This window comes from Embleya sp. NBC_00888 (genome assembly GCF_045207655.1).
Taxonomy (GTDB): Bacteria; Actinomycetota; Actinomycetes; order Streptomycetales; family Streptomycetaceae; genus Embleya.
The window spans coordinates 926,900-945,523 of the sequence record NZ_CP108784.1; the positions used below are offsets into that span (position 1 = coordinate 926,900).

Annotated in this window: 22 protein-coding genes; 14 read left to right on the forward strand and 8 right to left on the reverse strand. The window is 73.1% G+C overall.

Annotated features, from left to right (window positions below):
• The first annotated feature begins 121 nt into the window (after positions 1-121).
• The 5 genes from OG948_RS03630 (at position 122) to OG948_RS03650 (ending at position 3,890) form a co-directional block, all read left to right on the forward strand.
• Complete coding sequence (locus tag OG948_RS03630) at positions 122-580, forward strand: hypothetical protein (protein WP_406293776.1); 459 nt, start codon at positions 122-124, stop codon at positions 578-580.
• Positions 581-657: 77 nt separating this feature from the next.
• The gene (locus OG948_RS03635) at positions 658-1,869 is read left to right on the forward strand and encodes an FAD-dependent oxidoreductase (RefSeq protein WP_406293777.1); all 1,212 of its coding nucleotides are present in this window, start codon (positions 658-660) and stop codon (positions 1,867-1,869) included.
• 202 nt (positions 1,870-2,071) lie between these two features.
• The gene (locus OG948_RS03640; protein ID WP_406293779.1) at positions 2,072-2,530 is read left to right on the forward strand and encodes a hypothetical protein; all 459 of its coding nucleotides are present in this window, start codon (positions 2,072-2,074) and stop codon (positions 2,528-2,530) included.
• Between the two features lie 5 nt (positions 2,531-2,535).
• On the forward strand, positions 2,536-3,093 hold the full coding sequence (locus OG948_RS03645; protein ID WP_406293780.1) for a thiol-disulfide oxidoreductase DCC family protein: 558 nt from the start codon (positions 2,536-2,538) through the stop codon (positions 3,091-3,093).
• Between the two features lie 11 nt (positions 3,094-3,104).
• Positions 3,105-3,890, forward strand: a complete 786-nt coding sequence (locus tag OG948_RS03650) for a TetR family transcriptional regulator (RefSeq protein ID WP_406293781.1) — start codon at positions 3,105-3,107, stop codon at positions 3,888-3,890.
• On the opposite strand, the gene OG948_RS03655 is transcribed toward OG948_RS03650, so the two are convergent.
• The gene (locus tag OG948_RS03655; protein ID WP_406293783.1) at positions 3,818-4,849 is read right to left on the reverse strand and encodes a GlxA family transcriptional regulator; all 1,032 of its coding nucleotides are present in this window, start codon (positions 4,847-4,849) and stop codon (positions 3,818-3,820) included. The two genes, OG948_RS03650 and OG948_RS03655, sit on opposite strands and share 73 nt — an antisense overlap.
• Before the next feature lie 91 nt (positions 4,850-4,940).
• On the opposite strand from OG948_RS03655, the gene OG948_RS03660 reads away from it, so the two are divergent.
• The 3 genes from OG948_RS03660 to OG948_RS03670 all read left to right on the forward strand — a co-directional run bounded on the left by OG948_RS03660 (position 4,941) and on the right by OG948_RS03670 (position 7,555).
• Positions 4,941-5,669, forward strand: coding sequence for a DJ-1/PfpI family protein (locus tag OG948_RS03660; RefSeq protein WP_406293785.1), 729 nt, complete (start codon positions 4,941-4,943; stop codon positions 5,667-5,669).
• Positions 5,670-6,082: 413 nt separating this feature from the next.
• Positions 6,083-6,700, forward strand: coding sequence for an HD family hydrolase (locus OG948_RS03665; protein WP_406293787.1), 618 nt, complete (start codon positions 6,083-6,085; stop codon positions 6,698-6,700).
• A 90-nt stretch (positions 6,701-6,790) separates the two neighbouring features.
• Entirely contained in the window at positions 6,791-7,555 is a 765-nt protein-coding gene (locus OG948_RS03670) for a nucleotidyltransferase domain-containing protein (RefSeq protein ID WP_406293789.1), read from the forward strand.
• 43 nt (positions 7,556-7,598) lie between these two features.
• Here OG948_RS03670 and OG948_RS03675 read toward each other — a convergent pair whose 3' ends face one another.
• Complete coding sequence (locus OG948_RS03675) at positions 7,599-8,081, reverse strand: MarR family winged helix-turn-helix transcriptional regulator (RefSeq protein ID WP_406293791.1); 483 nt, start codon at positions 8,079-8,081, stop codon at positions 7,599-7,601.
• Between the two features lie 29 nt (positions 8,082-8,110).
• On the opposite strand from OG948_RS03675, the gene OG948_RS03680 reads away from it, so the two are divergent.
• From OG948_RS03680 to OG948_RS03690, 3 genes are all read left to right on the forward strand, one after another.
• Entirely contained in the window at positions 8,111-9,622 is a 1,512-nt protein-coding gene (locus OG948_RS03680) for an FUSC family protein (protein ID WP_406293793.1), read from the forward strand.
• Positions 9,623-9,648: 26 nt separating this feature from the next.
• Positions 9,649-10,443, forward strand: a complete 795-nt coding sequence (locus OG948_RS03685) for an SDR family NAD(P)-dependent oxidoreductase (RefSeq protein ID WP_406293795.1) — start codon at positions 9,649-9,651, stop codon at positions 10,441-10,443.
• A gap of 501 nt (positions 10,444-10,944) precedes the next feature.
• Positions 10,945-12,030 (forward strand): IS110 family transposase, encoded by a 1,086-nt coding sequence (locus tag OG948_RS03690; RefSeq protein ID WP_331769141.1) that lies wholly within the window; start codon positions 10,945-10,947, stop codon positions 12,028-12,030.
• 25 nt (positions 12,031-12,055) lie between these two features.
• Here OG948_RS03690 and OG948_RS03695 read toward each other — a convergent pair whose 3' ends face one another.
• From OG948_RS03695 to OG948_RS03705, 3 genes are all read right to left on the reverse strand, one after another.
• Entirely contained in the window at positions 12,056-12,268 is a 213-nt protein-coding gene (locus OG948_RS03695; RefSeq protein WP_406293797.1) for a hypothetical protein, read from the reverse strand.
• Between the two features lie 119 nt (positions 12,269-12,387).
• A complete protein-coding gene (locus OG948_RS03700) occupies positions 12,388-13,008 on the reverse strand; it encodes a YigZ family protein (RefSeq protein WP_402230215.1) in 621 nt (206 codons plus the stop codon).
• A 118-nt stretch (positions 13,009-13,126) separates the two neighbouring features.
• Entirely contained in the window at positions 13,127-14,020 is an 894-nt protein-coding gene (locus OG948_RS03705) for a LysR family transcriptional regulator (protein ID WP_406293798.1), read from the reverse strand.
• 158 nt (positions 14,021-14,178) lie between these two features.
• On the opposite strand from OG948_RS03705, the gene OG948_RS03710 reads away from it, so the two are divergent.
• Both OG948_RS03710 and OG948_RS03715 read left to right on the forward strand, forming a co-directional pair.
• The gene (locus OG948_RS03710) at positions 14,179-15,453 is read left to right on the forward strand and encodes an MFS transporter (RefSeq protein WP_406293800.1); all 1,275 of its coding nucleotides are present in this window, start codon (positions 14,179-14,181) and stop codon (positions 15,451-15,453) included.
• Positions 15,454-15,552: 99 nt separating this feature from the next.
• On the forward strand, positions 15,553-15,966 hold the full coding sequence (locus tag OG948_RS03715) for a VOC family protein (protein ID WP_406293802.1): 414 nt from the start codon (positions 15,553-15,555) through the stop codon (positions 15,964-15,966).
• 30 nt (positions 15,967-15,996) lie between these two features.
• On the opposite strand, the gene OG948_RS03720 is transcribed toward OG948_RS03715, so the two are convergent.
• Positions 15,997-16,683: a helix-turn-helix domain-containing protein gene (locus tag OG948_RS03720; protein ID WP_406293804.1), complete on the reverse strand. Its 687-nt coding sequence runs from the start codon at positions 16,681-16,683 to the stop codon at positions 15,997-15,999.
• A gap of 47 nt (positions 16,684-16,730) precedes the next feature.
• On the opposite strand from OG948_RS03720, the gene OG948_RS03725 reads away from it, so the two are divergent.
• A complete protein-coding gene (locus OG948_RS03725; RefSeq protein ID WP_395868080.1) occupies positions 16,731-16,976 on the forward strand; it encodes a hypothetical protein in 246 nt (81 codons plus the stop codon).
• Here OG948_RS03725 and OG948_RS03730 read toward each other — a convergent pair.
• Complete coding sequence (locus tag OG948_RS03730; RefSeq protein WP_406293805.1) at positions 16,886-17,584, reverse strand: GNAT family N-acetyltransferase; 699 nt, start codon at positions 17,582-17,584, stop codon at positions 16,886-16,888. The genes OG948_RS03725 and OG948_RS03730 overlap by 91 nt on opposite strands.
• A complete protein-coding gene (tsaD, locus tag OG948_RS03735) occupies positions 17,542-18,615 on the reverse strand; it encodes a tRNA (adenosine(37)-N6)-threonylcarbamoyltransferase complex transferase subunit TsaD (RefSeq protein WP_406293807.1) in 1,074 nt (357 codons plus the stop codon). Before tsaD ends, OG948_RS03730 begins: the two co-directional genes overlap by 43 nt.
• Positions 18,616-18,624 lie beyond the last annotated feature (9 nt).

The window sequence follows — 18,624 nt, forward strand, 5'->3', positions numbered from 1 at the left end:
CAACTAACCCCATTGAAACTAGTTGCACTGACACTAGTGCCCATGCCACTATTCATTCATCGACAGCGGGCAACCGGAGAACCCAGCCGGGAGCGCCGCGCCACCCCTGGAAGGACCCGCCATGACCACCGCCCCGATCCGCGTCCACGCCGACCACACCACCACCAAGCGCCTGGGCCACTGGACCACCGCGACCTCCTTCGAGATCCGCGAGCGCCGCGCCGCCACCGTGCTCGACCTGCGCTCGCCGCGGATCCACGACGGGGACATCGAGATCCGCGTCGACCTGGACCACGCGATGCTCAAACTGCTCGTCGCCGACGACGCGGTCGTCGAACAGAGCGACCTGCGCTGGTCCGGCCGGGGACGGGTCAAGGACGCCTTCCGACCGACCGCCGCCGGCAAGGGCAGGGTGATCCGCCTGGTCGGCCACATCGACACCGGCGAGATCCGGATCCACCGAGGCGGCGTCGCGGTGCTGTCCGCGATGTTCAGCCGGGAGTACGTCCGCGACGTCCGGCGCGCCCACCGCGAAGGCGACCTGCCCACCGTCGCCGACCCGGCCGCGCCCACCACCTGACCCGCGCCGAGCACCCGCGTGACCCGCCCTCGGCGCGGACCCCCGCCACCACTCCACTCCACCTCGGGAGCAGCGACATGACCCGCGTCAAGACCGCGTTGATCATCGGCGGCGGCATCGCCGGCCCGGTGACCGCCCTCGCACTGCGCAAGGCCGGCATCGAGGCCACCGTGTACGAGGCGTACTCCGGTTCGGCGAGCGCCGACGCCACGGGTGGCGTGCTCAACATCGCGCCCAACGGACTGGACGCCCTGCGGGTGGTCGGCGCCGAGGAGGCGGTGTGCGCGATCGGCCAACCGATGGCGGACATGGTCTTCGAGAACGGCCGGGGGCGCCGCATGGGCGGCGCGGCCGGCCTGTCCGGCCTGCCGCCCACGCGCACCGTGCGGCGCGCCGACCTGCACCGCGTGCTGCACGAGCACGCGGTGGGCCAGGGCGTGACGATCGAGCACGGCAAGCGACTGGTCGGCGTCGTGGAGACGCCGGCCGGAGTCACCGCCGAGTTCGCCGACGGCGACACCGCGAGCGCCGACGTCCTGATCGGCGCCGACGGCATCCGATCCACCGTCCGCACGCTGATCGACCCCGACGCACCGGGACCGCGCTACGTCGGCCTGGTCGGCTTCGGCGTCGGCGACTACGTCCCGGGCAACGGCGACCCGAACGCCCGTCCGGGCACCATGCACTTCGCGTTCGGCAAGCGCGCCTTCTTCGGCCACTGGACCCAGAGCGACGGCAGCGTCGCGCTGTTCAGCAACCTTCCGCACGAACCGATCAGCACCGCCGAGGCCCGCGCGATCCCGGGCGAGACATGGCTGCGCAGGCTGCGCGAGGCACACGCGGGCGACGTGCCCGCCGAGCGGCTGCTGCGCGAGGCCGGTCCGGAAAACCTGCTCGTGGCCGGACCGCTGGAGTTGATGCCCGCACTGCCGCACTGGCACCGCGACCGACTGGTCCTGGTCGGCGACTCCGCGCACGCCCCGTCCGCGAGTTCCGGTCAGGGCGCGTCACTGGCGATGGAGAGCGGCCTGCAACTCGCCCGCTGTCTGCGCGACATGGACGACCCCTCGGCCGCGTTCACCGCGTACGAGCGGCTGCGCCGCCCGCGTACCGAGAAGATCGCCGCGGACGCCGCGCGGACCAACAACAACAAGGCCGCGGGGCCGGCGACCAAGGCGCTGATGGGCCTGCTGATGCCGATCATGACGCGCACGTTCCTGACCCCGGAGAAGATGCTCGGCTTCGCCCAGCGACACCACGTCGACTGGGACGCGCCGGTCCTCGCGTAGGGCGTGTCGGCACATCCCCGCCGGCCGCGAACACCCGTCGATCCCACCGCACTCGCGGTGGGTTCGGCGGGTTTTATCGTTTCCGCCCGAAGTGTTCGCCGCGCCACCCGAAACCTCGTCACGGCGACTTGAACGTGTTCAAAAACAGGTCTACAGTCACGCTCGTCGGCCAGTTTGAACACGTTCAAAAAGGAGCCGGTCAATGGACATGACCGTTGTCACGTACGCCATCTACCTGGTCATCAGCGTCGGGCTCACCGTCTGGGTGGCCCGAACCCTCAGCCGCAGCGGGCAGGTCTTCCTCCAGGACGTCCTGCGCGGACGCGAGGAACTCGCCGCCGCCGTCAACCACCTCCTGGTGGTCGGCTTCTACCTCGTCAACCTCGGCTTCGTCGCGCTCTACCTCAAGGGCGGCGGCACCATCGACAACGCCCGCGACTCGGTCGAGGCGCTGTCGGTCAAGCTCGGGACCGTGCTGTTGGTCCTGGGTGTGCTGCACCTGCTGAACGTCTACGTGCTCAATCGCATCCGGCAGCGCGGTCTGGCGGACGAGGCCTACGGCCCCGGGGGCGGCGCCCAGCGGGCGCGGAAGGTCTCCGGCCGGGACTTCGGCCCGCCGGTGCACCCGCAGAGCACGACCCGACCGGCACCCGGGGTCTGATCCCGATGATCGCCCTTCCCGCGCACCCCGCCGAGAACCTTCCCGAGAACCTTCCCGAGAACACCGTGCCGGGCCGATCGGAGGGGACGGCCCGGCACGGCGCCCCCACCCCCGAACCGCCCACCCCGATCCGCCGCCTCACCGTCCTGTACGACGCCGACTGCCCGTTGTGCACGGCACTCTCGGACTGGATCGCCCGGCAGCCCACCCTGCTCGCCGTCGACCTGCTCCCGGCCGGCTCGCCCCGGGCCCGCAACCGCTACCCCGAACTCGACCACGTCGCGACCGTGCGCGATCTGACCGTCGTCGGCAGCGCCGGCGAGGTGTGGACCGGCCCGGCCGCGTGGATCACCGTGGCGTGGGCACTGCGCGCCTACCGCGGCCTGTCCTATCGGCTCGCCACGCCGATGGGCATGCCGATGGCCCGGGCCGCCGTACTGGCCGCGGCCCGGATCCGGGCGGTCACCCGGCGGCAGCCGCTCCCCCCGTATCCGTACGAGGATCCCTACCACGAACCGTGGACGGTGGTCGCGTGTGGCGACCGGTGCGAGCTCGAGCACTAACCTTGCCTGTCGTGGAGCACGTGGAAGGCACCGACGCATCGAACCCGGCCGACAAGAGCGACCGGCCGGACCGGGGCGGTCGGCCCGGCAAGAGCGAGCAGACGCGGTCTCTGATCCTGGAGACCGCGCTGCGGCTCTTCCGCGAGCGCGGCTACGACAAGACGACCATGCGGGCCATCGCCCAGGAGTCCGGCGTCTCGGTCGGCAACGCCTACTACTACTTCGGCTCCAAGGAACACCTGATCCACGGCTTCTACGACCAGGTCACCCACGAGCACGTCGACCGTTGCCGGCGGGACCTGCGCGGGGTCCGCGACTTCGGCGACCGGCTCCAGGTCGTGCTGTCCGCGTGGTTGGACGTCGCCGAGCCGTACCACGCGTTCGCGGTGCAGTTCTTCCGCAACGCCGCGGACCCGGAGAGCCCGCTCAGCCCGTTCTCCGCGGAGTCGTATCCGATCCGCGAACAGGTCACCGGGCTGTTCGCCGACGTCCTGCGCGGCTCCTCGCTCCGGATCGACGACGAACTCGCCGAGTTGCTGCCCGAGTTGCTGTGGCTGCACCTGATGGGCATCGTGCTCTTCTGGGTCTACGACCGCTCCCCCGAGTGCGCCAAGTCACGCGCGTTCGTCGCGCGCACCACGCCGATGGTGGAGCGGGTGATCTCGCTGTCCCGGTACAAGGTCTTCCGGCCGCTGGTGCGCGACGCGGAACGGCTGATCCGCGACTACATCGTGCCCGAGGGCATCGCGGCGGCGGACACCGGCGGCCCGTCCGGATCGCCGGCGGATCGCCGATAGGCCGACGGCGAGCACGCGTACAGGTCGGCGAAGGCCAGCCGCAGCGTCTCCGTGGTGCCGAACCCGCAGCGGCGCGCGATCGCGCTCAGCGGCAGCCGGGTGGACACCAGCAGCCGGGCCGCGGCCTCGGTGCGGGCCACCCGCACGTGCCGGCCCGGCGAGGTGCCCAACTGGGCGTGGAAGAGCCGGGTCAGGTGCCGCGCGCCGATGCCCACCTCGCGGGCCAGCGCCGGGGTGCTCAGGTCGGCGTCCAGGTTGCCGGTCACGTACGCGGTCGCCCGCCGCACCAGCGGGTGTTCGGGCGGCGGCGCGGCCACGAACATGGACACCTGGGCCTGGTTGCCGGGCCGCTGGAGGTAGGTGACCAGGCCGCGCGCGGTGTGCCGGGCCAGGTCCGGCCCGTGGTCCTCCTCGACGAAGGACAGCGTCAGGTCGAGCGCCGCGGTCACCCCGGCAGACGTGGAGATCCGGCCGTCGCGGATGAACAGCGGGGCCGCGTCCACCGTGACCGCGGGCCGGTCGGCGGCCAGTTGCCGGGCGTACGCCCAGTGTGTGGTGGCCCGTCGGCCGTCCAGCAGCCCGGTCGCGGCCAGCACCGAGGCGCCCGTGCACACCGACGCCACCCGCCGCGCCTCCCGGGCCGCCCGGCGCAGGTGGCCGACGAAGCGTTCGTCCTCGGCGGCCCGCTCGTGGCCGTACCCGCCGCAGATCAGCAGCGTGTCCACCGCGCCGACCACGTGTTCGAGCGGGATGTGCGGGGTCAGGTCGAAGCCGCCGGAGCACGCGATCGGCCGGCCGCCGAGCCCGGCCAGGCGGACGTCGTAGGGCGGGTCGGCGCCGAGCGTGTTCGCGGTGATCAGCGTCTCGGTGACGCAGGCGATGTCCAGGAGCGCGGAGTTGGGGTAGCCGACCACGATCACCCGGCGTGCGTCCGGGCGCGGGGTCGGGTGAGTGTCCATGGCCCGGAAACCTAGTGTCCGAAGGACCGGGATCACAAGGATTCGGACATCGTCCTCGTCACCGTCGGCGCGGGCACGCGAAGGTCGTCCCATGACCGCATCCACCGCGCACGACGCCGCCGCTCCCCCTTCCGCTCCCAGGACCATGGCCTTCGTGTTGTACGAGGGGCTGACCCTGCTCGACCTGGTCGGGCCGCTCGAGGTGTTCACCGCCCTGGCTCGGTTCGGGCTCGGCTTCGAGGTGACCGTGGTCGCCGCGAACACACACCCGGTGTCCACCGGCACCCCGCTCCGGGTGGCCGCCGACCGCACCTTCGCCGAGGTGCCCGCGCCGTATCTGCTGTGTGTTCCCGGCGGCGAGGAGGCGACGCTGCGGGCCCTCGCCGATGCCCCGCTGCTCGACTACGTGCGCACCGCGTCGGCCGCCGCCGCCTGGACCACCTCGGTGTGCTCGGGTTCGCTGATCCTGGGCGAGGCCGGCGTGTTGACCGGGCGCCGGGCGACCACGCACTGGATGTTCCGCGACCGGCTGACCGCCTTCGGCGCGCGACCGGTGGCCGAGCGCTGGGTCGAGGACGGCGACGTGGTCACCGCCGCGGGCGTGTCCGCCGGGATCGACATGGCGCTGCACGTGGTCGAGAGGATCGCCGGCGCGGACGTCGCGCGCGCGATCCAGTTGGGTATCGAGTACGACCCCGAGCCGCCGCAGGGGCCGATCGACTGGGCGGGCGCGGACGTCGCCGCGTTGGCGCCGATGGCGACCACGATGGTCGAGAACGCGCTGGCGGATCACCCGGCGCTGCTGGCCAAGTTGCGCTAGTGCCGCGCCCGGCGACGTTTGCCCCGTCGCGGTGTCCGGTGCGGTGCCTCGGCATGCCGCCGGAACGTTCTCGTACTGGAGGACTCGGACGTTTCGGCGGTGCGGCGGTGCGGCGACGGGCCGTGCCGGGCGCCGCGACGGGGCAAACGTTGCCGGGCGCGGCACTGGCTCGGGGGCCGCGCGACGGTCGCGGCGCCGCGGGCCGGCGCGGGGATGCGGCTCCCGCGGACCCGGGGGGCGATCCTCGGCGCGACCGCGTTGCATATCGTGGAGGCGTCCGCGATCACCGCCGACCGCGCGCACCGCCGACCGACTGTCGGCCGGCGGTCGTCGACCGTCGGCTGTCGGCCGCCGCGCTCGCGCGACGGTCGGGCGATCCGGACGCCGCCCGACCGTTCGACCGAGGAGTTGCCTTGTCCGGTGTCCCGCTGTTCCCGCCCACCGACGCGCACTTGGCCGCGCAGATCGGCTTCATCCTGGAGATCGACCGGCTCAAGGGTGTGGTCCGGCGCAATCTGGTCGCGGACGCGTCGCGCCGCGAGAACACCGCCGAGCACTCGTGGCACCTGGCCATGCTGGCCGGCACGCTGGCCGAGCACGCCGCAACCGAGGTCGACGTCGCGCGGGTGACCCGGATGTTGTTGATCCACGACCTGGTCGAGATCGACGCGGGCGACACGTTCTACTACGACGCGGTCGCCGAGGTGGACCAGTCCGAGCGCGAACAAAAGGGCGCGGACCGGATCTTCGGTCTGCTGCCCACCGCGCAGGGGGCGGAACTACGGGCCCTGTGGGAGGAGTTCGAGGCCCGTGAGAGCCCGGACGCGCGCTTCGCCAAGGCGATCGACCGATTCCAGCCGTGCCTGCTCAACTTCCACACCGAGGGCGGCACGTGGCGCGAGTACGACCTGACCCGCACCGAGGTGCTCGCCAAGCAGGGCAGCACGATCGCGGACGGCTCGCCGTCGTTGTGGGCCTACACCCTGGAACTGATCGACGAGGCCGTCACCCGCGGCTACCTGCGGCCCTGACCGCGCCGGGCCCGGGGCGAGTCCGTCGAGCCCCCACCGGGCCCGGCGCGGGTCGAAGGGCCCGCGTGCGGCGCGTTGTAGCCTGCGATCATGACCAGTGACGCATCCTTCACGACCCACGTCACCGAACGGCTCGCGGCGCTGCCCGGCGTCGCGGCGGTCGCGCTCGGCGGGTCGCGCGCCCAGGGCACCCACCGCCCGGACAGCGACTGGGACTTCTCGGTCTACTACCGGGACGGATTCACCCCGGACGCGGTCCGCGGCCTCGGCTGGCCCGGCGAGGTGTCCGAGTTCGGCGCGTGGGGCGGCGGGGTGTTCAACGGCGGTGCCTGGCTGAGCGTCCAGGACCGGGCGGTCGATCTGCACTATCGCGAACTCGCGGACGTGGAACTGCGGTTGGCCCAGGCGCGGGAGGGCCGGTTCGAGGTCGAGCGGCTGCTGTTCCACCTGGCGGGCGTGCCGACCTACCTGGTGGTGGCCGAACTCGCGGTCAACCGGGTGCTGTTCGGTGACCTGCCGCGCCCGTCCTACCCGGAGGCGCTGCGCCGCACCGCACACACCAGGTGGGGCGACGACGCGCGGCTGACCCTCGCGTACGCCGACGGGGCGCACGCCGGCCACGGCCATGTCACCGACGTCGCGGGCGCGATCGGGCGCGCGGCGTGCGAGGCGGCACACGCGGTGTCGGCCGGTCGCGGCGAGTGGGTGACCAACGAAAAGACCCTGCTGGATCGCGCGGGCCTGCGCGGCGTCGACGAGATCGTGTCCCGGCTGACCCCCACGACACTGTCCACCGCGATCGCCGAGACCGGCGCCCTCCTCGACAACGCGCTCACGGCGAGCCGACCGGGCTGATGTAGCCGGCCACACGAGTCGACCATGCCAATATAGTCAGCTATTACTTACCATCATTCTCGTCGTCGGCCATCCTCCGCATCAGTTCGGCGGCAAGTCCGAGGAGCCGGCGCTCGGTCTCGGTCAGCGACTCCATCGCCGTCGCCAGCCAAGCGTCGCGCTCGGCCGCGTCGGCCAGCAGCACCGCCCGGCCGGCCGGGGTGAGGGTCAGCACGGACTGCCGGCCGTCCCGCTCGTCGCGTGATCGATGGACCAGGCCGTCGCGCTCCAGATCGGCGAACACCCTGGTGAGCGACTGGGGTTGCTGGCGTTCGGCGGCGGCCAGCGCGCCGGGCGTGCTCGGGCCCGCGCGCAGCAGCCGGCCGAGCACGCCGACCTTGTTGCTGCTGAGCGCGCCGGCGGAGCGACTCGCCCGCATCCGGCCCGCGATCCTGGTGACCGCCCGACGGATCTCCGCCGCCTCCTCCCGGGACACCGCCCCGGCGGACCCGCCGGGTGTCGATTCTCGGCCCATCGCACTGGTCATATTCCTAAGCTATCACTTAGCATTCGAATATGGAATCGCCTCGCGCGACTGTCGTCGCGACGACCTCGATGCTCGCCGCGTACGGCTCGGCGCTGTTATTGGAACGTGGTGCGCACCTGCGGGTGGACGTCGTCGTCACGGCGGTCGTGCTCGCACTGACCCTGTCCCGCGCGCAGTACGACGCGGCCCCGGTGGACCGCGTGCTCGCGTGCGTCGTGGTGCCGCCGGCCACAGTGGCCGCGACCGGGATCGCCGCCCTGATTCCCCGGCACCCCGCGCTCGGCGGGGCCCTGTTCGCCGGCGCGATGGCCGCGACGATCGCACTCCGCCGGTTCGGCCCCCGGGTCGCCGCCGCCGGCACCGCCTCGGCTCTCCCCCTGGTGGCGAGCCTGGTCCTGCCGGCCGACGACGGTCCGTCCCCCGACCTCGCGCACACCCTGTGGCTCGGTCTCGACGCGCTGATCACGTGCGCGTGGGTCGGCGCGGTGCATCTGCTCGCCGCACCGCCCCGGTCGCACCCGAATCCGCACCCGAGCCCGGTCACGGCTGCCGGCGGCGCGCGGCGATTGTCGGCGAGTACGCGCATGGCCGTCCAGACCGGTGTCGCCCTGGGTGCTTCGTTCGCGTGCGGTCGGCTGTTGTGGCCCGAGCACTGGTCCTGGGCGGTGCTCACCACCTACATCGTGTGCGGCGGAGCGCGCGGCCGGGGCGACGCGCTGCTCAAGGGCGTCCAGCGCGCCCTCGGCGCCACCACCGGCACCCTGCTGTCCGGTCCGCTCGCGGACGCCTTCGGCCCGCACGACACTCGCGCGGTGCCGCTCGTCTTCGCACTGCTCGCGCTCGGCACGTGGCTGCGCCCGGCCAACTACGCCTACTGGGCCGCGTGCGTGACCGCGGTGCTCTCCCTCCTCTACGGCTACTTCGGGCAATCGGCGGCGGACCTGCTGCCCGACCGCCTGGCGGCGATCCTGCTCGGCGCCGCGTTCGGGGTGGCCGCCGCGTGGCTGATCCTGCCGATCCGCACCGTGGACGTGCTGCGGCGCCGGGTCGCCGACGCGCTTGCCGCGCTCACCGACCTGCTCGGCCGCCGAGGTGCGCGGGACCCGGTGGCCGAGCACCCGCTGCACCGCTTCGACGCGGCCGTCGCCGGGCTGCGGGATCTCGAACCGGCGCTGCGCGCACACCACCGACTCGTCCGGCATCGCATCACGGGCCACCATCTCGCGGAAGCGATCGACGCGCTGCGCGCGTGCGCGGCTCCGACCCACCTCCTGGCCGACCGACCCGCGACGGCCGGGGAGCACGCCCGAACCCGCGCGGCGGTGGCCGCCAACGTCGTCGCGGTCCGCCGCGCGATCGGCCGCCGCCCGGGCCCGCCCTACCGCCCACTGCCCGCCGAACACCGTTTCCCGGCTGGGCCGTTCACCGATCTCGACGCCGCGCTCGGGCGCCTGGCCGCGATCTTCGGGCCGCCGGCGGACGACCCGCCGCAAGCCCCGCCCGCCCCGCCGAACGCCACGGCGGATTTCCGCCAGACCTGAGCTATCCGCGCAGCAATGATTGAGCCATGAACTTGAACCTGAAGAACAAGGTCGTCGTGGTCACCGGTGGCAGCAAGGGCATCGGTCTGGCGATCGTGCGCGGCTTCGCCGAGGAGGGCGCCCGAGTCGTCGCCGGCAGCCGCACCATATCCACCGAACTGGCGGCGCTGCGCGAGGAGTTCGACGTACTACCGGTGGCCGTTGACCTGGCTCACCCGGATGGTCCGGCCGAGTTGGTGCAGGTCGCCGTCGACGCCCACGGCGGGGTCGACGTACTGATCAACAACGTCGGTACCGGTGCGCCGACGCCCTCGATCATCGGGGTCGAGGACGCCGAGTGGCAGCGGATCTTCGAGATCAACCTGTTCAGCGCGGTGCGCGCGACCAGGGCCGCGATGCCGTCCATCGTCACCCGGGGCGGCGGCTCGGTGGTCACCATCAGCTCGCTGAACAGTCACCTCCCGTCCTCGTCGCTGGTGCACTACTCGGCTTCGAAGGCCGCGCTGAGCTCGTACTCGAAGTCGCTCGCCGAGGAGTTCGGCCCGCGGGGTGTGCGGGTGAACACCGTCTCGCCCGGTCCGGTGCGCACGCCGCTGTGGACCGACCCGGGGCAGTTCGCCGACATGATGGCCGCGTCCGCCGGGACCACCGCGCAGGTGTTCATGGACGAGGTGCTGCCGCAGGCGATGGGTGTGCTCACCGGTCGCGTCTCCGAGCCGCGGGAGATCGCCGACGTCGTGCTGTTCCTGGCCTCCGAGCGGGCCGCGAACATCATGGGCGTGGACTACGTCGTCGACGGCGGCATGCACAAGGCGATCTGACCCCGTCGGGTGCGGCCGGGGACCGGCGAAACGGTCCCCGGCCGCGCCACCACCCTCACCGAATGCGGACCCGGATCAAACCGGCGACGCGCGCACCATTCGGGCGCGCGCTCGCCCCACCCCTGGCGGAGCATCCGACTCGCACCGCCGTCCCCCGACGCGCGGGCCTTCGCCGGACCGTTCCGCTGCTCACCGGAGCGCGGGTCCGCAGGTGCGTTTCACTCGCTTCGTCGTCGGACCCGCCGACGCGGGGTTGCCCGAGAACCCCTGACAGTGATCATGTGACTGGTGGTTCTGCTGATGAGCCTGACTCGCCCCCTGACTGACGTCGTTGACTGTCCTGTATGGGATTTGTCGGCTCGTCGGCGGGACCACCACGCACGCGGCCGGACGGGCGTTTGTGACCTCATAGGAGCTTGGTCCAGAAGCCCCGTCACTGTCTTGTCCACCCGCCCGACCGGCGCGTGCCGCCCTCGGCTCGGACAAGCGGCAAGGACGGACATGACCAGCATGACGCACGACGGAGCGGAGATCACCGGCGGAGTCGACACGCACGGCCTGACCCACCACGCGGCCGTGATCGACCCGCTCGGCCGGCATCTGGCCGACCGGGAGTTTCCCGCGACCGTCCGCGGCTACCGGGACCTGCTTGACTGGATGCGCTCGCACGGCACTCCGACCGCGGTCGGGGTGGAGGGCACCGGCGCCTACGGAGCCGAACTCGCGCGGGTCCTGACAGCGGCCGGCGTCACGGTCGTCGACGTCGACCGGCCGGACCGCAAGACCCGCCGGACGAAGGGCAAGTCCGACCCGATCGACGCCTACGCCGCTGCGACCGCAGTGCTCTCCGGACGGGCCACCGGCATCCCCAAAAGCCGCGACGGAGTGGTCGAGGCCGTGCGCGTGCTGCGGGTCGCCCGCCGCAGCGCGATCAAGGCCCGCACCCAGGCGATGAACCAGATCCGCAACCTCGTGGTGACCGCCCCGGCGATGCTGCGAGAGCAGGTCGCGGGCCTGGACCGGACCGCCCTGATACGCACCCTGGCCCGGCTGCGGCCCGGCGACGACGTCTCCCGCCCGCTCGCGGCGACCAAGGCCTCGCTGCGGCGCCTCGCCCGCCGCCACCAGGCGATGGACACGGAGATCGCCGAGCTCGACGCCGAGATCGGCCCCCTGGTCGAGCAGGCGGCCCCGGCCCTGCTGAAGCTGTTCGGTGTCGGACCGGAGACCGCCGGCCAGCTACTGGCCTCGGCCGGGGACAACCCCGAGCGCATGCGCTCGGAGGGCGCGTTCGCGCACCTCGCCGGCGTCGCCCCGATCCCGGCCTCCTCCGGCCGCACCCACCGCCACCGCCTCAACCGGGGCGGCGACCGGGCCGCGAACAACGCCCTGCACACGATCGTGCTGGTCCGCATGCGCTACGACGAACGCACCCGCGCCTACGTCGAACGCCGCACCAAGGAAGGGCTGTCGAAGAAGGACATCATGCGCTGCCTCAAGCGATTCGTCGCCCGCGAGGTCTACCGCGCACTGACCAGCACACCAGCGGAACGAATCACCCAAATCAACCTCGCTCCTGCGGCTTGACATGCATAGGAGCATCCCGGCGCGATCAGCCGCTGCCGGTCGGTGGAACCGTCACGCCGTATTCCCGTGCGGCGTGCAACGCGTCCTCCAATTCGTCCAACGCGGGGGACAACGCGTTCGTGTCGTGCGTGGCGCTGGCCTCGGACAACACCGCGCGAGCCCGAATCACCCGCTCGCGAACGGCCCGGTCGACCTCCGCATGGTCGGTCGCCGACTTCTCGTCGTATCCAGCCGTCATCACTTCCTCATTTCCCGCAGCCCCGTGCGAGCACCCCATACACCCCTTGGTGTTCCGACCTGGGGCGCGTTTCAACCGGACCGGCGCACACCGGCGTGAGAAGTCCGTCAGGAAATGTTTCAGGAGGCGTCGACTTCGACGAACGTGCGCCCCGTCTCGCGGGCGCTCGCCCGGCCGCCGGTCAGGTCGGTCAACCGCGCGGTGAAGCGCTCCCGATCCGGCTCCGGCACGCACACGTCGATCGCCACCTCGGCGCCGTAACGGATGTCGCGCACCTCGTGGCCGAGCCCGCGCAGGTCGTTCTCCAACCGGCCGGCGTGCGCGTGGTCGACGTCCACGGTCAGCACCAGCATCGGCCGCAGTTCGACCACCCCGACCGTGTCCACCGCCTCGGTCACCGCCGAGCCGTACGCCCGGATCAGGCCTCCGGCGCCGAGCATGATGCCGCCGAAGTACCGGGTCACCACGGCGACCGTCTCGGTGAGCTCGCGGCGCCGCAGCACCTGGAGCATCGGCGCACCCGCCGTCCCGGACGGTTCGCCGTCGTCGTATCCCTTCTCCTGGCCGCCCGCGATCCACGCCGAGCAGTTGTGCCGCGCGGAGGGGTGCAGCGCCCGGCGCCGGGCCAAGAAGGCTTGCGCCTGGGCGTCGTCGGCCACCCGCGCGACGGCACACAGAAAGCGCGAGCGCCGAACCTCGACCTCGACCTCACCTTCGGACTTGATCGTGAGCAGCGGCATGACCAGGTCCTTCGGTACGACATCGGTGAACGCCCCCACGGTATGGCCCGTCGGCGCGGGCGGTCGCCATCGGGCGTGTCCGCAAAGCCCCACGGTGGGTCGAAGACACGCCCCGGCGTCAGGCGGCCATCGGCGGCCGGCTCGACATCGCGACGAAGGAGCGCAGCAGGTTCGTCTCGTGCCCGGTCCGCCAGGTGAGCGTGACCGCCGACTCGGCCAGGCCGGTGACCGGCACGAACGCGACGTCGGGTCGCCCGTTGTAGCCGGCGAACTGCGCGCAGAACAGCAGCGCTCCCCGCTCGGCGGCGATCAGCGACAACACCTCCTGGAGGGTGCCGGCGACCGGTCCGCGCGGGATCGGGCGACCACCCGGGGTCACCGTCGGCGACTGGAGTTCACGCCAGCGCGCCGGGGCCGGACCGGCGATGTCCACGAGCGCGCACTCGGCCAACTCCTCGGCGTCCACGTGCTCGCGCCGCGCGAACGGGTGCCGAGTGGAGACCCCGAGCACGAGCGGGTCGGCCGCGATCACCGGGCCGGTGCGCAGCGCGGGGTCGACCACCGGCAGGGTCACGAACGCCGCGTCGATCTCGCCGCGCAGCACCGGGCCGAACGGATCCGACAGCGGCGTCTCGACCAGGTCGGCGCGGGCCTGCGGATGTCCGGCGCGGAAGTCGCCGACCAGGTCCAGGAGGGTGCCGTAGGGCGTGCCGACGAAGCCGATCCGCAGCACGCCCTCGATGCCCCGGGCCCGGGAGCGGGCGCGCTCGACCGCGTCGGTGAGTTCGGCGTACGCGGGCCGCACCTCGGCCAGGAACAGTGCGCCCTGCGGCGTGAGCTCGACCCGGCGGCTGCTGCGCTCGAACAGCCGGGCGCCGATCCGCTCCTCCAGTTGCCGCAGCAGTTGGCTGACCCGGGCCTGCGACGTGTAGAGCCGGGCGGCGGTGCGGGTGAAGTGCAGTTCCTCGCTCAACACGACGAAGCACTCCACCTCGCGGAACTCCACGCTCATCCGCGCTCTCCTCCCCCTCGGGCACGGGTCGACCGGGCCCGTACGCGGTGCCCGCTCGGATCGACACCGGACTTCGACCTGCGAGCATAAGCGAGGCTTGTGCACGCATGCGATCTTGGCCGTTGTTCGGTCCCGGCCCGGTGATCAGGGTTGACGCCATGTCCAACCCAGTCGTCGACACCGCTTCGTCCCCTTCGTCCACCGGCGCTCCCGGGTCCGCCGCCGATCCCGAGACCTCCGATCCCGGGTCCGCCGCCGCATCCGGGTCGGTCTCCGAGACGGCCGGCGCCCGGTCCTGGCTCGCCGTCGCGGCCATCTCCGTCGGCACCTTCGCGGTGGTCAGCACCGAGATGCTCCCGGTCGGCCTGCTCACCCCGATCTCGCACGGCCTGCACGTGTCCGACGGCACCACCGGGCTGGCCATGACGCTGGCCGCGGTGGTCGCGGGCTTCGCCGCGCCGATCGTGCTCGTCGCCGCCGGCCGGGTGGATCGGCGGATCGTGCTGGCCATGATGATGTTCGTGCTGCTGGCCGCCAACACGATCAGCGCGTTGGCACCGAACTTCGCCACCCTGCTGATCGCCCGGGTCCTGGTCGGCGCCGGCCTCGGCGGCTTCTGGGCGATCGGCGCGAGCCTGCCGGTCCGCCTGGTGCCCGCCCGATCGGTCGGCCGGGCCGCCGCGATGATCTTCGGCGGGGTGTCGGTGGCCTCGGTGGTCGGTGTGCCGATCGGCACGATGATCGGCGAATGGGCCGGTTGGCGCGTCGCGTTCGCCGCCATGGCCGGGCTCGCCGCGGTGGTCCTGGCCGCGCTGTTGGTGCTGCTCCCGCCGCTGCCCGCCGAACGGGCCGTGCGACCGAGCGAGTTGCGGGCGCTGCTGGGCCGCGGTCCCGTACTCCTGGGCGCCGCGGGGCTGGTCCTGGTGATCGCCGGGCACTTCGGCGCGTACACCTACGTCCGGCCGGTCCTGGAGCGGGTCGGCGACCTGGGTCCGGGGCCGATCGGCGGGCTGCTGTTCGGGTACGGCGTGGCCGGTGTGGTCGGCAACTTCGTGGCCGGCGCGTACACCGGACGCGCCCCGCACGGCACGCTCGCGGTCGCGGCCGGGCTGCTCGGCGTCTCGGTCGTGCTGCTCGCGTCGGCCGGCACCTGGACGCCGGGCACGGTGGCGGCGATGCTCGCGTGGGGGCTCGCGTACGGCGCGGTGCCGGTGGGGTTGCAGGCGTGGTTGTCGCGCTCGGCGCCGGACGCCCCCGAGGCGGCGTCGGCGGTGTTCGTGACCGGCTTCCAGGTCGCCATCGCCCTCGGTTCGCTGCTCGGCGGCGTCGCGGTGGACGCGGTGGCCACGTCCGCCGTGTTGTGGTTCGCCGGCGCTCTGGCCGCGGCGACCGGGTTGCTGGCCGTGACGGCGGCTCGTCGGGCACGGGCCTGAACTCGTCCGGACGCGGCACGCGAACCCGTTCGGGTTCCTCGCGCGAACACGTCCGATTCGTTCAAGATCCCGGCCGCCGGCGCCGGCTAGCGTGAGGGCATGACTTCTCCCGCGTTGCGTTTCCACTTCATCGGCCTCGTGGTCGCCGACATGCCCGCGTCGCTCGCGTTCTACCGCGCGCTCGGCCTGGACATCCCCGCCGGGGACGACGCGCTGCCGCACGTCGAGGTGACCTTGCCCGGCGGGCCGCTGCTGGTCCTGGACACGGTCGGGACGGTCCGCTCGTTCGACCCCGAGTGGACCGCGCCGACCGGCGGTCATCGGGCCGCGCTGGCGTTCATGTGCGCCGATCCGGCCGCGGTGGACAAGCTGTACGGCGAACTGGTCGCGGCCGGACACACCGGCCACCTGCCGCCGTGGGACGCGTTCTGGGGCCAGCGGTACGCGGTCGTGCACGACCCGGACGGAAACGGCGTCGACCTGATGGCACCCCTGCCGGACGCCGCCGAGTAGCCGGCCGGGCAGCGGGGCGACCGCCGGGATTCAGCCCAGCAGGGTGCGCAGCGGGACGCCGGCCAGTGCCTTGACGTCCCGCGCGAAATGGGCCTGGTCGGCGTAGCCGGTGACGGCCGCGACCCTGGCGGCCGGGAGGCCCCCTCGGGCCAGGTCCAGCGCGCGGTCCAAGCGCAGTACCCGGGCCAGCGTCTTGGGCCCGTAGCCGAACGCGGCGAGCGAGCGGCGGTGCAGTTGACGCTCGCTCAGGTTGACCCAGGCCGCGACCGCGGCGACGTCCGCGCCGGCCCGCAGTTCGCCGACCACGGTGCCGGCGAACCGGGCGCTGTCGGCGTCGTGCTCGCGCAGCCGCTCGGCGGCCACGTGTTCCAGGACGGCGGCCGGGTCGGCGGCGGCGGCGATCCGCTCGGCCAACTCCCGCGCGTCGCGCTCGCCCCACACGTCGGCCAGCGGGACCCGCCGATCGCGCAGCGCGTCGGCGGGCGACCCGAACAGCGCGGGCCCGAACCCGGGGGCGCAGCGCACCGCCGCGTAGCGCGCTCCCGGGCTGTCCCGGACCAGGTGCGCGGCGGTGTCGGGGCCGGCCACGATCAACTCGTCGCCGGACCAGATCAGGTCCATGCACCCGTCCGGCAACACGCGACCGGATCCGGCCGTCTCGACCGTGCGGGTCCACACGATCAGCGGTGCCAGCCGGGAACGACGTTCGACGTACACGTCCCCAGTATCCCCGGGGCGGGCGGCGGTACCGTTGGGGTGTCAGCGTGCACGTCCGAACAGGGCAGGGGCTCATGGGCAACGAAGAGCAGCGTGGACATCCGTCGGTCGAGGAGACTCCCGACAAGGCCGCCGATCGCACCGCCGAGGCCGCTCGCGCCGAGCGCTGGGGCAAGCTGCCGGAACGGGTGGCGCCGGCCGATCAGGTCGAGGAACTCCCGGCCGATCCGCCCAACGACCCCGAGTTCGGCCGCGACGCGAACAACGACTGGTTGCTGCGTTCCGCGCCCTGACGCTGCGGCGCATCCGCATCGTGCGCCGGGTGCCGGGGGTGCAGCAGCACCACGGTGCCCGGCCACTCGGCCGAGGCGATCCGCCGCCAATCCTGGCGCGCGTAGAAGCGCAGGGCCGGTTCCGCCCGCGTGGAGGTGAGCAGCCAGGAGCGGCCGTCGACGGCGTCGGCGGTCACCGCTTCCAGCAGCGCGGCGGCGGCTCCGGTGCCCCGGGCCGCACCCGAGACCGCGAGTTCGTCCACCTCCAGCGCGCCGCACAGCCAGGCCAGGGTCCGCTTTGGACCCAGCGCCTCGGCGACCCGGTCGTACGAGCGGCCGGTGGGCATCGGTGTCGTGGTGGTCCACGCGGTGGAGAACCCGAGCACGGCGCCGGTGGGTTCGGCGAGGGCGACGACGCCGACGAAGCCGGGCCGGCCGGCGTCCGCCGCCAGCCTGCGCAGGTACTCGTCGGCCTGCTCCGGTTCCTCGTCCCACGGCGGTTCGGCGAAGGCCTCGGCGTAGACGGCGCGGATACCCTCCGCGTACCGGGTGAGGTCGGCGGCGGTGAATCGGCGGATCTCCGGGGTCATCCGGCCGCTCGCGCGGGTGTCGCCACGGGGTGCAGGCACGCGTACTCCAAGGGTGCGGACGGGTCGATCGACACGTCGAGCGGGGCCGGCGCGCCGCCGGCACGGATCAGCAGGTCGCCGACGGCGGCGATCATCGCGCCGTTGTCGGTGCACAGGCGCGGCGGCGGCACCCGCAGCGTGATGCCCGCGGCGGCACAGCGCTCGGCCGCGAGCGAGCGCACCCGGGAGTTGGCCGCGACGCCGCCGACCACGACGAGGGTGCGCACGTCGTGCGCGACACAGGCCGCGACGGCCTTGCGGGTCAGCACGTCGGCCACCGCCTCCTGGAGCGCGGCGGCGCCGTCCGCGACCGGCAGCTCGGCGCCGGCGGTGCGCGAGCGCTCGGCCCAGCGGGCGGCGGCGGACTTGAGGCCGGAGAAGGAGAACGCGTACGGGTCGTCGCGCGGTCCGGTGAGCCCGCGCGGGAAGGCCACGGCGCGCGGGTCGCCGTCGCGCGCGGCGGCGTCGATCGCCGGTCCGCCCGGATAGGGCAGGCCGAACACCCGGGCCACCTTGTCGAAGCACTCCCCCGCCGCGTCGTCGAGCGTGTCGCCGAGGTGGGTGATCGGGTCGCGGGCGAGGTCGCGCACGAGCAGCAGCGAGGTGTGGCCGCCGGAGACGATCAGCACGACGCACGGGTCGGGCAGCGGGCCGTGTTCGAGGGTGTCGGCGGCGACGTGTCCGGCCAGGTGGTGCACGCCGTACAGGGGCACGTCCAGCGCGAGCGCGAAGCCCTTCGCGGCGGCCACGCCGACCTGGAGCGCGGTGGCCAGGCCGGGACCGGTGGTCACCGCGACCGCGCCGATGTCGCGCCGGCGCAGCCCGGCCGCGTCCAGCGCGGCACGCACCGTCGGGGTGACCGCGTGCACGTGCGCGCGGGCCGCGATCTCCGGTACGACGCCGCCGAATCGGGCGTGTTCGGCCATGCTGGTGGCCACCGCGTGGCCGAGCAGCCGGCCGTCCCGGACCAGGCCGACTCCGGTCTCGTCGCAGGACGATTCGATGCCGATGACGATGGGTGAGGCGCTCATGGCACGAGC

What these genes read in the sequence shown, in the direction of transcription:
- OG948_RS03640 (WP_406293779.1), top strand. Translation starts at nt 2,072, where the DNA reads ATGGACATGACCGTTGTCACGTACGCCATCTACCTGGTCATCAGCGTC.
- OG948_RS03675 (WP_406293791.1), bottom strand. Translation starts at nt 8,081, where the DNA reads ATGACCAGTGCGATGGGCCGAGAATCGACACCCGGCGGGTCCGCCGGG.
- OG948_RS03670 (WP_406293789.1), top strand. Translation starts at nt 6,791, where the DNA reads ATGACCAGTGACGCATCCTTCACGACCCACGTCACCGAACGGCTCGCG.
- OG948_RS03705 (WP_406293798.1), bottom strand. Translation starts at nt 14,020, where the DNA reads ATGAGCGTGGAGTTCCGCGAGGTGGAGTGCTTCGTCGTGTTGAGCGAG.
- OG948_RS03655 (WP_406293783.1), bottom strand. Translation starts at nt 4,849, where the DNA reads ATGGACACTCACCCGACCCCGCGCCCGGACGCACGCCGGGTGATCGTG.
- tsaD (WP_406293807.1), bottom strand. Translation starts at nt 18,615, where the DNA reads ATGAGCGCCTCACCCATCGTCATCGGCATCGAATCGTCCTGCGACGAG.
- OG948_RS03695 (WP_406293797.1), bottom strand. Translation starts at nt 12,268, where the DNA reads ATGACGGCTGGATACGACGAGAAGTCGGCGACCGACCATGCGGAGGTC.
- OG948_RS03715 (WP_406293802.1), top strand. Translation starts at nt 15,553, where the DNA reads ATGACTTCTCCCGCGTTGCGTTTCCACTTCATCGGCCTCGTGGTCGCC.
- OG948_RS03710 (WP_406293800.1), top strand. Translation starts at nt 14,179, where the DNA reads ATGTCCAACCCAGTCGTCGACACCGCTTCGTCCCCTTCGTCCACCGGC.
- OG948_RS03630 (WP_406293776.1), top strand. Translation starts at nt 122, where the DNA reads ATGACCACCGCCCCGATCCGCGTCCACGCCGACCACACCACCACCAAG.
- OG948_RS03690 (WP_331769141.1), top strand. Translation starts at nt 10,945, where the DNA reads ATGACCAGCATGACGCACGACGGAGCGGAGATCACCGGCGGAGTCGAC.
- OG948_RS03645 (WP_406293780.1), top strand. Translation starts at nt 2,536, where the DNA reads ATGATCGCCCTTCCCGCGCACCCCGCCGAGAACCTTCCCGAGAACCTT.
- OG948_RS03680 (WP_406293793.1), top strand. Translation starts at nt 8,111, where the DNA reads ATGGAATCGCCTCGCGCGACTGTCGTCGCGACGACCTCGATGCTCGCC.
- OG948_RS03685 (WP_406293795.1), top strand. Translation starts at nt 9,649, where the DNA reads ATGAACTTGAACCTGAAGAACAAGGTCGTCGTGGTCACCGGTGGCAGC.
- OG948_RS03660 (WP_406293785.1), top strand. Translation starts at nt 4,941, where the DNA reads ATGACCGCATCCACCGCGCACGACGCCGCCGCTCCCCCTTCCGCTCCC.
- OG948_RS03635 (WP_406293777.1), top strand. Translation starts at nt 658, where the DNA reads ATGACCCGCGTCAAGACCGCGTTGATCATCGGCGGCGGCATCGCCGGC.
- OG948_RS03700 (WP_402230215.1), bottom strand. Translation starts at nt 13,008, where the DNA reads ATGCCGCTGCTCACGATCAAGTCCGAAGGTGAGGTCGAGGTCGAGGTT.